Source organism: Bacillus cereus group sp. RP32 (assembly GCF_040459735.1).
GTDB classification, from domain to species: domain Bacteria; phylum Bacillota; class Bacilli; order Bacillales; family Bacillaceae_G; genus Bacillus_A; species Bacillus_A wiedmannii.
Genome location: NZ_JARVHO010000001.1, coordinates 2087765 through 2099772 on the forward strand (window position 1 = coordinate 2087765; position 12008 = coordinate 2099772).

The following is a 12008-nucleotide window of genomic DNA, read 5'->3' on the forward strand; positions in this document are numbered from 1 at the left end:
TTCTCCTTGTTTTTAATAATAGTTAGGAAGTTCTTTTAACATTCTTTCTGTTTTACGTGCTGTATAGGCTAAGTTATGATCATCTTTCGTTCTGAAAAATAATGTGCGTAAAAAGGTTTTAATGTTGGCACATAATATACAATACTCATTAAGCGAAAGGCGTTTTCTAATTTGAGGAAGCCTTTTTGTTTTTTTATAAATAATTGAAATTAACTCATCTTGCGGAAAATCATGATATAGCATCGATAGTAACGGTGTAACAATTCGTTCATCTTCATTATTATGAAATAGATCCGATGGGATAAAAATTTTATTTAATAAACAATGAATTAATTCTTCATACCATTCAAAGGTCGTATAGGAATTGTGAACAATTTCAGTAAAAGCATCAGATACGTGGGCAAGACAATGAGCCCATCCTTTATTTTCAATATAGCCTCGAAAATCCATTTCTAAGTTTGTATATGTAATGAGTTTATTTTTTATTTCTTCAATATCCTCCTCTGTGAAAAAGTAGTGCGAGTTAGCGAATTGGAGTATTAACGCAAGTAACGAAACAGTGTAAGAACGTGTGAAAACCCCATCTGTATGTGGGGAGTAAATATCACAATATAAATATTCATCACTTAAACAAGTTTGTAGAAGTAATTTCAGTTGATCGTCCATAAGGAATTCATGATGAATGAAATGTGCAAAACATTTATATATAAGTTGGTAACGAACGTAACTATCAGTTGTTCCGATATAATGAAGCATATTGAGCGTTAACTCATTCAAATCTATATGTTGCAGTTGCGTATAATCATTTTGTTGTATAAGCTCTAACTGTTGTTGCAATGCTATAATATCCAATGGAGAACCTCCTCCGCACTTTAAAGATGCAATGTTTTCTAGTATTCTATATATTCAAGGACAATCCTGCTCATGCAAGGAGAACAAGTAGAAATTCGAGTATGACATAGATGAGGGAAGTATATGATGACTATAGAACAGTTAGAAAAATATTTTAAAATAAGAAGAAATGCTTCTTCTATAATAATAAAAGAAAATAATGCAGAGCCTTTTACAGAAGAGAAATTAAAGGAAATAATGCAATATTGCATTGCTGAGACTGAAAAAGAGGGAATAGAAAATTTACATTTTGAAATTTCTTCAAAAAGCCCAAATTATGATGTATATAAGAAATCTTTCGAAACGTATTCATTTGAATATACTACTGAAAACATGATTGTATTTAAGGATATATATGAAGTAGAAGGTGTAGAAAGTGAGATTGATTTTAAGCTTATTGAAGAGATAGGCGAAGACGCTTTTTATTCACTGTGGAATGATGTGACGGGAGAACAAATCGATTATGATCACTTTGTACATATGATGCTACAAGAAATTGGTGAGCAATGGAAAGAGCATTGTTTAACAGCGAGTGTCGATGAAGAGCCGATAGGAATTGTAATCCCGCATATTGAAAGAGGTACGTTAGAAGAAGGAAAACTAATGTATTTCGCAGTTGCTCCAAATATGCGAAATAAAGGGTATGAAGCAGCGTTCTTTACAGGGGCAATGTTTGTCTTAAAAGAAATAGGCGCATCTTATTATATTGGCGAGACAAATGTACAAAATGAGTGGATGAAGGATGTTTTTGAAAAGAATGGATGTCAGTTGTTAAGTTGTACTGAGCGATATGTGAGAAGGTTTTAGGAGGGGGGAAAGGTTCTTGAACTTGTTTAACGGGAATCCGTGTACAAATTTTGAACAAGTAAAAGAACTTCTAGCCTGTTTGTAAGATAAAAAGAAAAATGAGAACGACAAAATAGATATTCCTATAATACAATAGAGAAAGATTCGATTATACGAGAAAGTGTTGGTGAAAGAATGGAGCAGCAAAGAAATTGGTTACAAGCAACTGTAGAAAGAAATGAAGACAATACGCTATATATAAAGTGGGGAAATAATATAGAAGAAGTTCGCATTTATTGGAGTACTTCACCAGAGCATATTGAAGAAACGGGAGAATTACTTGTAACGGTAAATGGAGAATCATCATGTACAGTTCAAAACCCGAGTGAAAATGAGCGTCCATATTTTAGACTAGTTGGAAGTAATGGACAAGCAGTGACAGTAGCTGAGCGTAGATTACCATTACAAGGCGCGTTTAACTTCCGTGATATGGGAGGTTATGAAACGACTGAAGGCCGTAAAGTAAAATGGGGTAAATTGTACCGTTCTGAAGAATTAGCAGGACTAACAGAGTGGGATATCGACTATTTACAAAAGTCTGGCTTAAAGTTAATTTGTGACTACCGTACAGATTTTGAAGTGAAGCATAAGCCGAATCCAGAGATTACGGGTGCTCGTCAAGTGTGCTTACCAGTTATGCAAGACTTGGCGAAAGACTTGAACATAAATGAATTTTTCCAAGTTGGTGACCTTTCTATGTTAGGGAAACCAGGCGAGTATCTTGTGAAGATGAATCAAGATTTCGTAAGTGGTAATGAAGCATTCGTGAGCTTCTTAAACTTAGCACAAAACCCAGAAAACTTACCGTTAGTAAACCACTGTACAGCTGGAAAAGACCGTACTGGATTCGGATCAGCACTATTATTACTTTTACTAGGTGTACCGGAAAAAACAGTAATGGAAGATTATTTACTAAGTAACGGCTTCCGTGAAAAATTAAATGAAAAAATGATGGCCTTTTTAGGTGCAAAACTACAAAACGATGAAAGTAGAGCAATATTAGGCGCAATGTTTGAAGCGCGCGCTGAATATTTACAAGCTGCGATTGATGAAGTGAAAAAGCAATACGGTTCAGTTGAAGTGTATGCTGAAAAAGCACTTGGCTTTACGAAAGAGTCGTTAGAAGACATGAAAGTGTTATTGCTAGAGGATAAATAATGAGGAGGGAGGCTAATTGGATTAGCCTCCTGTTTCTATTATGAAATTTTTCGTTGTCTTATTATTCCTATGACAATTGGAATAACTGTCCCAATTAACAATATCGGTAAAAATAATTTTCCGAAACCGCCGCTCCAATCTAAAGCTATTGAAATTGTTTCAAATTGGATGAAAGCAAAAATAAGTAAACAGACATTTTTTAATTGATTAAGCATTTTTCTGCTATTTAAATAAAACAGCGGAGCATTCGATTCATTAAGTCTTTGTGGGTAGTTATGAACTTCTGGAAACTTTTCTAAAGTTTGCATTAAAAGGAGTATGAATGCCCCAATTCCTGGTAGAAGCAAAAGTTGCCACTTTGATCCCCAGCGATCTACAGCCCCATATGCGTTATAATGTGTGGGTACTTCCTCGGGTAATCTTCCCCAAATGATAATCAAAAAAATGATTGATCCAAAGAATAATGAATATCCAATGATATCTCCAACCCATTCACTTTTTGTTTTTTGGATTTGTATTTTAGGTCTTCCCCATGAATTTACTATGTCTTTCCGCCCCTTTCTATTCCTGTATTCCCTTTTTTAAAATTGGATTCATTATCCAAATTATCTCAAATTTATAGTATTTTCACAATTAATTATTTTTGAATAACATGATTCGTGTGTCTGAAACAACTTTAAGATTGCTGTACAGCTATTATTCGTAAAGGGAAAAAGTTCGACTTAAGAGACGATTAATGAGAAAATACAAGTTGTAAATAACGTACTAGTTGAGGAGAGCATAATGAAATACAAAGTTATATTATTCGACGTAGATGATACATTATTAGATTTTCCTGAGACGGAAAGAAACGCATTACATAACGCGTTTGTACAGTTTGGCATGCCTACAGGGTATGATGATTATCTTGCAAGTTATAAAGAGATTAGTAATGGATTATGGAGAGATTTAGAAAATAAAATGATTACACTAAGTGAATTAGCGGTAGATCGATTTAGACAATTATTTGCACTGCATAATATAGAAGTAGATGCGCAGCAATTTAGTGATGTATACCTTGAAAACTTAGGGAAAGAAGTACATCTTATAGAAGGTGCAGTACAATTATGTGAGAAACTACAAGATTGCAAGTTAGGTATTATTACGAATGGATATACGAAGGTGCAACAATCGAGAATTGGAAATTCGCCTTTATGTAATTTCTTTGATCATATTATTATTTCAGAAGAGGTTGGTCATCAAAAACCAGCGCGTGAGATTTTTGATTATGCATTTGAGAAGTTTGGGATTACTGATAAATCAAGTGTACTAATGGTCGGAGATTCGCTCACTTCAGATATGAAAGGCGGAGAAGATTACGGTATTGATACGTGTTGGTATAATCCGAGTTTGAAAGAAAATAAGACAGATGTTAAGCCGACTTATGAAGTGGAGAGCCTGCTACAAATTTTAGAAATTGTGGAAGTGGCGGAAGAAAAGGTAGCTTCATTTTAATCGTGTTGATATTTGTCGATAAGTCGATATTCTTTGTCGAATCGTCGATATATTGAAAAAATCGTTGATATATTTTGAGTTACGGTAGATATATTGGAAAAATCGTCGATATAATTTGAGTTACGTTCAATTTATAGGTACGATCGGTGTAATAACTAGAGGTGAGTGAAAGATGTTAACGTTATTATTTGAGTTAGACAAGAGTATTCCGCAGAAAGATGAGCCACGGTATGCTGCTTATGCAAATGGCTTTATTGAAGGGGATTTAACGATTCATGTGGGTGACAGAGTACTTTTTCAAAAGTCATGTATGAAGGTCGCAGAGCTCGGCATTTATTTAGGACAGTGGATGGAACAAGTGCAACATGGGAAGAACGAACAGTTGAATTATGAAACGAGTGACCGTGAGGAAGTAATTCTCGGATTCGTATATGAAGAGGAAGATCAGTGGAGAGTTGCTTCCAGTTGGCAGCAATTTGAACTTCAAGAGCGTATATCGACTACAGTATTAGTAGAGAGCGTTCAACGTTATTTGAATGAGCTCAATAAGGAGCTGCGCGCGATAGAATATCCTGTGACGTTTGATCAGTACTTAAGAGGAGAGCGAATGATGCAGCTTTCTTATAAACGACTGTGTGATAGTAAAGCGGATACGACTTCAATAGAGGTTTACAATGGAAGCGAAGGAGTAGGCGTAGTACGGGGCTATTATAAAAATGCGTTGATGAAAGTGCTAGACTTCATTCCGAAAGTCGGTAGTAATATCATTTATGAAATAAAGGATAGTAAGGACAATATTCGTGTCATTGCAAAGGATGTAAGTAGGCAGCGTCAAAGAAGAATTTTAGTAACGTACATCGATAATAATGATGCAGAGCATGAAATACTTGTATGTGACGGAAAGTTATTAGATGCAAATTTCTTATTTACTTTTACATATAAGGGAGAAGAATATGTTGTTCACAAAACTTCAATTGGGCTTGGAAAGTTATTACGAAACGGCTATGTAATCGCAGATTGGAATATTCGTCTTGAGGAAGATATGTATGATATTGAGATGAATGTATATGATGAGAATTATATAGAGGATCAATATTTATTGTTAGGAGTATTTCATGCTGTTTTGTATGGTTGATAAATGAGAAGTACCGGCATTCTTCATGGGAAGGATGCCGGTATTTTTATGTGATTTTGTGCCCTTAATTAATCCTCAAAAATAAAAATCTCATCAATCGTACTATGAAGTGCCTTCGCTATATCGTGAGCGAGTTGTAAGGAAGGGTTGTATTTTCCTTTTTCGAGATGGCTTATCGTTTCACGACGTACACCAACAGTTTTCGCTAAATCTTCTTGTGTCATGTTCGATTTGACGCGGTATTCTTTTATTCTCGTTACGAACGCCATGGCGCATCTTCCATTTCATCAACAGGTTTATCATAAAAGAACATAGAGAAGCCGAACGTAAGAATGAGTGTGCTGAAAATAAGAGCGATATCAATCTCTTGTAGCGCCGGGTTTGGAAATAACATTTCAATAAACATAATGATAGCGGTCGTTAGTAATGTAACGATAAATGCATTGCGGCACGATTTATTGACGATTTGTTCAAATAGTTCATCGTGTTGAACCGTTCTATACGTTGTGAAAAAGGAGAAGAAACAAAACATAGTAAACAATCCTTTTTCATAAAAAAAGCCGAGGAAACCGAAGAAACCGAGAAATCCTAAATATTTTATCCAAGTTGTTTTCATGATAGGCCCTCCTTATAATGTTATAAATATATCACATATGGAAATGTATAGTAATAATAGTTTTCCAATTCTTTTCATAATAATAGTAAAAAGAGGAAATATAATGCGAAATAAAGAGGATAATATTGTAAAATGGTTGTATGGAGGGGGAGGAAGGCATGTTAAATTGGATCATGATCGTTGTATTACTTGTAGTCATTACTGTAGTGGCAACGGTGTTAATTGGGCGAAATGGTGATGCGAATTATAGTAAAGCGACAAAAGGGAATATTAAACGGCTGACGATGATTTATATTATATTAGCTGTCGTTTTAATCGTTGGATTAGGCGTGTATATTTATTTTAAAGGTTAAAAAACTGAAAAAATATAAAAATCTAAAAATAGAAGTATGCTATAATATTAATATAGTTATTTGGTAATTAAGGAAAGGATTGGATGGAATGATTGAAATTACGAATGTGTCAAAAAGTTATAATGGGTCTACCTATGCAGTAAAAGATTTAAGTTTATCTGTGCCTAGCGGAGAAATCTTTGGATTTTTAGGTCCGAATGGTGCGGGTAAATCAACGACAATTAAAATGATTACTGGTATTCATGGGGTGGACAAAGGGACGATTACGATTAACGGTAAAGATATTATGAAAAATCCGATGGAAGCGAAAAAGACGTTTGGTTATGTTCCAGATAGCCCAGATATGTTTTTGCGATTAAAGGGAATTGAATATTTAAACTTTATGGCAGATATGTATGAAGTGCCGAAAGAAGTACGCCAAGAACGAATCGAGTCTTTAGCGAAGAAATTTGATCTTTACAATGCGTTATCGGATCAAATTCAAAGTTACTCGCACGGTATGAGACAAAAAATCGTTATTATTGGTGTGCTCGTGCATGAGCCAGATGTATGGATTTTAGATGAACCGTTAACGGGGCTTGATCCGAAATCTGCATATATTTTAAAAGAAATGATGAGAGAACATGCGGATAAAGGAAAGATTGTATTTTTCTCTACACACGTATTAGAAGTAGCGGAAAAAATATGTGACCGCGTTGCGATTATTAATAAGGGAAATCTTCAGTTTAAAGGGAATTTAGATGAAATGAGAGATCATTTTAAATCCAATGAATCACTTGAAAAAATGTTCTTGGAGATGACGGGCAATGAGTAAAATTTGGACGTTAACGAAAGTATTATTGAAATTAAATTATGCAGATTTCATAACAGATAAGAAGAAGCGATGGGCGTATGTATTTTCATTTGCAGCCATTTTATTTGTTGGCTTTTTAATATTTGGTTCGATGACGCACGGAATGTATGAGGGTATGAAACATTTAGGGCAAGACCCAGGAATGATTATCGCAATGGGACTTGCGATTGCGAGCATATGGGTATTTTTAATGAGTATAACGAACATTTTAACTGTATTTTACTACAGTAATGACATTGAAATGTTATTGCCATTACCATTAAAACCAGCACAAATTATTTCGGCAAAATTTTTAACGGTATTAATTACACAATACGTAATGAGTTCATTTATTTTATTACCAATCTTTATTACGTACGGGTTAAAAAGTAGCGCATTTATTACATATTATATATACATGATTTTTATTTACTTACTCTTCCCGATTGTGCCGTTAGTATTAGCTTCATTACTGATGACAGTTATTATGAGGTATACAAATATAGCGAAAAACAAAGATCGAGGCAATATATTTATTGGAATCGTAAGTATACTATTTATTGTAGGAATTAATGTATTTTTACAGTGGAAAAATAAAAGCTCGTTTTCTGAAGATGCACTTACGAATTATCTTGCGAACAACCAATCTTCTCTTTTAGTACAAATGACAAATTATTTTCCAACTACATATTTTGGAGCAGTGGCATTAGTAGAAAATGCAAATTGGAAGGGACCTTTATACGTAATCATCTTTGCACTTATTTCATTTGTATTTTTTGTGTTGTTTTATTACATTGCAGAGCGTACATATTTAAAAGGGGTTATTGGACTTTCAACGAGTACAGCAAAAAAAGAGGTCATTTCAGCAGAAGGTTTACAAAAATCAACGGTACAAAGTTCACATTTAAAAGCGTATGTGAAAAAAGAATTTAAAACGTTATTCCGTACACCGCAATTTTTCTTAAATTGTATCGTACAAACTTTCGTTATGCCGATTATGTTATTCTTTGTTTTATTCGTGCAAGATGGGAATTTAAAATGGATTACAGGGTATATTGATAACCCAAAATCAGCAGGGCTTGCAATTGGCGTTGGTCTTTGTGCATCGTTATTTTTAATGGGAAGTAACGTTATCGCAACAACATCATTTTCACGTGATGGAAGCTCTTGGTTTGTGAATCGTTATTTACCTGTAAAAGCTTCGGATATCTTTTTTGCGAAAGCGATCACTGCTTGGTTAATTAATGTGATTATTTTAGCAGTATTCGGTATTACGATGGCAGTTGTAGCTGGGATTTCTCCTGTTTTCATGTTACTGTGGTTTTTACTAAGTGCGAACGGTTTACTGTTAATTAATTTAATTGGTACACGCTGGGATGCACAAACTGCAGATATACATTGGGATACAGAACAGAAATTATTTAAGAGCCGCTATACAACATTGTGGAATTTTTTAGCTAATATCTTTATTGCTTTAGTTATTGTAGCGGGAGTAAGTCTATTATACTTCTTCCTTCAAGTAGGACTGTGGGTTATGTTTATCGTTTTATTTGTAATGTTTACGATTGTAAATTATATCTTCATTAAAATTTTAAAATTAGGTGCAGAACGCATATTGTCAAATATTGAATAAAAAGATAGATCCTCTGTATTCGTGCAGGGGATTTATCCATAGATGGAGGAGAAAAGGTGAAGAAAATAGCAATTGTAACAGGGGCAACTCGTCTGAATGGAATTGGTGCAGCTGTATGCAAGGTGCTTGCTCAAAAAGGGATAGACATTTTTTTCACGTACTGGTCTCAGTATGATAAAGCGATGCCGTGGGGAATGCATGACAAAGAGCCCTTTTTGTTGAAAGAGGAGATTGAAAGTTTAGGTGTTCGATGTGAAATGGTAGAAATCAATTTATCGCAGTCGTATTCGCCAAATCGTTTGTTTTATATGGTCTCAGAACGTTTAGGTGATCCATCTATTTTAATTAATAATGCAGCGTATTCTACACATACGAGAATTGAAGAATTAAATGTAGAACAGCTAGATAAACATTATACAGTAAATGTCCGCGCTACTATGTTATTAAGTTCATTATTTATAAAACATTATGCACTGAAAACGAATGGAAGTATTATTAACCTTACTTCAGGACAGTCACTAGGGCCAATGCCTGATGAACTAGCATACGCAGCAACGAAAGGAGCAATTGAAGCATTTACAAAATCAGTAGCACCAGTTGCGATGGAGAAGGGGATTACAGTGAATGCTGTTGATCCAGGACCGACGAATACAGGATGGATTACAGAGGAGCTGAAGCATCATTTAGTATGGAAGTTCCCACAAGGTAAAGTAGGAGAACCGTTAGATGCAGCACGCTTAATTTCTTTTTTAGTAAGTGAAGAAGCAAAATGGATTACGGGGCAAGTCATTCATTCGAACGGTGGTTACTCATAAATATATTATGTTAACAATTGTTGAGAAACAAAAAAATAAAAGAAAATTTTATTTTTTTGTTTAAATAAAATGTCAAGAAAGATAAAAATTTGATAGGAGAGTATATCGTCAAATGAATATAGTAATTCTTCATTTGACAATATACTCTTTTTCTTTTACTACAGAGAAGAAAAATGAAGTAGAAGAAACTCGAATATTCAAATGGGTTTATCAGTTTTTGTACGTATTATTATGAAGATTACTGTCGGAAAGATGGTAATTCATGTGAAAAGGGATTTTTTAAGGGGAAATCGAATCGTAAAGGGGAGGATAAATAAAGTAAACATAGGGGGATTTATATGAAAATGAAAAAGGTCGCTATCGCATCGATAACAATTGGTACAATGCTTACTATGGCAGCTTGTAGTCCTTCAGCAGATAAAGAGACAGAAAAGAAAGAGCAAGTAACAGCGCAAAATGAAGGAGAATCAAAAACGACAAGTGCAGATGAGACGTCAAAAACAACGAAAGATACTGAAAAAGATACAAATACTTCTTCAAATGAAAAAACAGATAAGGATGCAAAAAATACGAAAGAATCATCAGGAACAGAGAGTAACGGCAAAACATCAACTCAAAATGAGAATGGGAAAACAAAAGAAAAAGAAACGACAGGAAAAACGAATGACGAAACGACTAGCGGAAAAACAACAGATCAAAGCACAAGTACAAACAATAACGGAAAGACAACGAAAGATCCGAAGAAAAACGTCGCTGTGAAAGCAAATGTAAAAGAAGTCGTTACATTAATTGAAAGCCTAGATAAGCAATTAGCTGCAAATCCTAAATTAGAAACAGTAAATAAACTTGGAAAACAAATTAATGAGAAGTGGGATGTAATTGAAAAAGATATAGAAGCATCACATCCAACTGAATACAAAACAATTGAACAAAGTTTGTATCCATTAATTATAAGAGCGGAGAAAGAAAAGATAGATATTAATAAAATGAAATCATTAACGACGAAAACGAAAAAAGATTTAAATCAGTTATTAACGAAACTTTCGTAGTTTCAAAGGCCTACTTGTGTGAGTAGGCTTTTTTATGTTGAGAGTGTAAGTAAAGTTTATGGGAATCCTAACGAAAAAGGAGGGTAATAAAAATGACAATCGATCGAGTTTGTACAATTGGGCCAGCAAGTAATAATAAAGAAACGTTAGCGCAGTTAATAAACAATGGTATGAAAATAGTGCGCTTGAATTTATCACATGGCACGCATGAAAGTCATAAAGACATCATTCGTTTAGTCAAATCGTTAGACGATTCTATTAAAATTTTAGGCGATGTACAAGGTCCTAAAATAAGGTTGGGTGAAGTAAAAGGAGAACAAATTACACTTCAGGCGGGAGATTCTTTTATTTTACATACGCAAGCAGTTACAGGGAGCAATAGAGAAGCAAGTGTTGATTATGAAGGAATCACGAATGATGTGAAAGTTGGAAGTAGAATTTTAATTAATGATGGAGAAGTTGAGTTAATCGTTGAAACGGTAAGTGCGGATAAAATAGAAACAAAGGTCAAAATAGGTGGTAATATCTCATCTCATAAAGGGGTGAACTTACCAGGGGCAATCGTTAGTTTACCAGCTATTACAGAGAAAGATAAAAAAGACATTCAGTTTCTTCTAGAAGAGGATGTTGATTTTATCGCATGTTCTTTCGTACGGAAACCTAGTCATATAAAAGAAATACGAGATTATATACAACAGTACAAAGAAACGTCACCTAATGTAATTGCCAAAATAGAAACGATGGAAGCGATCGAGAATTTTCAAGATATATGTAAAGAAGCAGACGGAATTATGATTGCAAGGGGTGATTTAGGAGTTGAGTTGCCATTTCAATTTATTCCGCTCTTGCAGAAAATGATGATTCAGGAATGTAATCGAACGAATACATATGTTATTACAGCAACACAAATGCTTCAATCTATGGTAGATCATTCTATTCCAACAAGGGCGGAGGTAACTGATGTGTTTCAAGCTGTACTGGACGGAACGAATGCAGTTATGCTTTCTGCTGAAAGTGCATCAGGCGAGCATCCAATTGAAAGTGTAAGAACATTACGTCTCGTTTCTGAATTCGCTGAGCATGTGAAAAAAGACGGTCCTTTTGTGATGAAAGATGTACTGGAATTGTTGCATAAGTCTTTGGGTGAGTGATAAAGTGAAACTTTAATCAGTGGGGGTTTTGTCCA

The 12008-nt window shown here is 34.4% G+C and carries 14 protein-coding genes; 10 read left to right on the top strand and 4 right to left on the bottom strand.

All coding sequences use genetic code 11. The annotated features are described in order from the left end of the window. Window positions 1–12 precede the first annotated feature (12 nt). Window positions 13–852, bottom strand: a complete 840-nt coding sequence (locus QCI46_RS10800) for a DUF2785 domain-containing protein (protein ID WP_353840205.1) — start codon at window positions 850–852, stop codon at window positions 13–15. 123 nt (window positions 853–975) lie between these two features. Here QCI46_RS10800 and QCI46_RS10805 point away from each other — a divergent pair, with 123 nt between their 5' ends. Together QCI46_RS10805 and QCI46_RS10810 are read left to right on the top strand one after the other, a co-directional pair. Next, on the top strand, window positions 976–1698 hold the full coding sequence (locus QCI46_RS10805) for a GNAT family N-acetyltransferase (RefSeq protein WP_353840206.1): 723 nt from the start codon (window positions 976–978) through the stop codon (window positions 1696–1698). A gap of 174 nt (window positions 1699–1872) precedes the next feature. Next, a complete protein-coding gene (locus QCI46_RS10810) occupies window positions 1873–2895 on the top strand; it encodes a tyrosine-protein phosphatase (protein ID WP_353840207.1) in 1023 nt (340 codons plus the stop codon). 38 nt (window positions 2896–2933) lie between these two features. Here QCI46_RS10810 and QCI46_RS10815 read toward each other — a convergent pair whose 3' ends face one another. Beyond that, complete coding sequence (locus QCI46_RS10815) at window positions 2934–3407, bottom strand: DUF1648 domain-containing protein (RefSeq protein ID WP_327959376.1); 474 nt, start codon at window positions 3405–3407, stop codon at window positions 2934–2936. A gap of 271 nt (window positions 3408–3678) precedes the next feature. On the opposite strand from QCI46_RS10815, the gene QCI46_RS10820 reads away from it, so the two are divergent. Together QCI46_RS10820 and QCI46_RS10825 are read left to right on the top strand one after the other, a co-directional pair. Next, window positions 3679–4389: a YjjG family noncanonical pyrimidine nucleotidase gene (locus QCI46_RS10820; protein WP_353840208.1), complete on the top strand. Its 711-nt coding sequence runs from the start codon at window positions 3679–3681 to the stop codon at window positions 4387–4389. Window positions 4390–4561: 172 nt separating this feature from the next. Further along, window positions 4562–5524: a tubby C-terminal domain-like protein gene (locus QCI46_RS10825; RefSeq protein ID WP_353840209.1), complete on the top strand. Its 963-nt coding sequence runs from the start codon at window positions 4562–4564 to the stop codon at window positions 5522–5524. Window positions 5525–5592: 68 nt separating this feature from the next. Here QCI46_RS10825 and QCI46_RS10830 read toward each other — a convergent pair whose 3' ends face one another. Further along, the gene (locus tag QCI46_RS10830; RefSeq protein ID WP_353840210.1) at window positions 5593–5793 is read right to left on the bottom strand and encodes a helix-turn-helix transcriptional regulator; all 201 of its coding nucleotides are present in this window, start codon (window positions 5791–5793) and stop codon (window positions 5593–5595) included. Then, window positions 5781–6140, bottom strand: a complete 360-nt coding sequence (locus tag QCI46_RS10835; RefSeq protein ID WP_033656368.1) for a DUF3796 domain-containing protein — start codon at window positions 6138–6140, stop codon at window positions 5781–5783. The genes QCI46_RS10830 and QCI46_RS10835 overlap by 13 nt, the downstream gene beginning before the upstream one ends. Window positions 6141–6298: 158 nt before the next feature. Between QCI46_RS10835 and QCI46_RS10840 the strand changes: the two genes are divergently transcribed. The 6 genes from QCI46_RS10840 to QCI46_RS10865 all read left to right on the top strand — a co-directional run bounded on the left by QCI46_RS10840 (window position 6299) and on the right by QCI46_RS10865 (window position 11973). After that, window positions 6299–6493, top strand: a complete 195-nt coding sequence (locus tag QCI46_RS10840) for a hypothetical protein (protein WP_098095090.1) — start codon at window positions 6299–6301, stop codon at window positions 6491–6493. Between the two features lie 88 nt (window positions 6494–6581). Continuing rightward, window positions 6582–7307 (top strand): ABC transporter ATP-binding protein, encoded by a 726-nt coding sequence (locus QCI46_RS10845; protein WP_000570199.1) that lies wholly within the window; start codon window positions 6582–6584, stop codon window positions 7305–7307. Beyond that, window positions 7300–8958 carry a putative ABC transporter permease subunit gene (locus QCI46_RS10850; RefSeq protein WP_088064044.1) on the top strand — a complete coding sequence of 553 codons (1659 nt, stop codon included), beginning with the start codon at window positions 7300–7302 and terminating at the stop codon, window positions 8956–8958. The genes QCI46_RS10845 and QCI46_RS10850 overlap by 8 nt, the downstream gene beginning before the upstream one ends. Window positions 8959–9014: 56 nt before the next feature. Further along, complete coding sequence (locus QCI46_RS10855) at window positions 9015–9773, top strand: SDR family oxidoreductase (protein ID WP_353840211.1); 759 nt, start codon at window positions 9015–9017, stop codon at window positions 9771–9773. A 338-nt stretch (window positions 9774–10111) separates the two neighbouring features. Then, a complete protein-coding gene (locus tag QCI46_RS10860) occupies window positions 10112–10822 on the top strand; it encodes a hypothetical protein (RefSeq protein ID WP_353840212.1) in 711 nt (236 codons plus the stop codon). 92 nt (window positions 10823–10914) lie between these two features. Next, a complete protein-coding gene (locus tag QCI46_RS10865; protein WP_353840213.1) occupies window positions 10915–11973 on the top strand; it encodes a pyruvate kinase in 1059 nt (352 codons plus the stop codon). Window positions 11974–12008 lie beyond the last annotated feature (35 nt).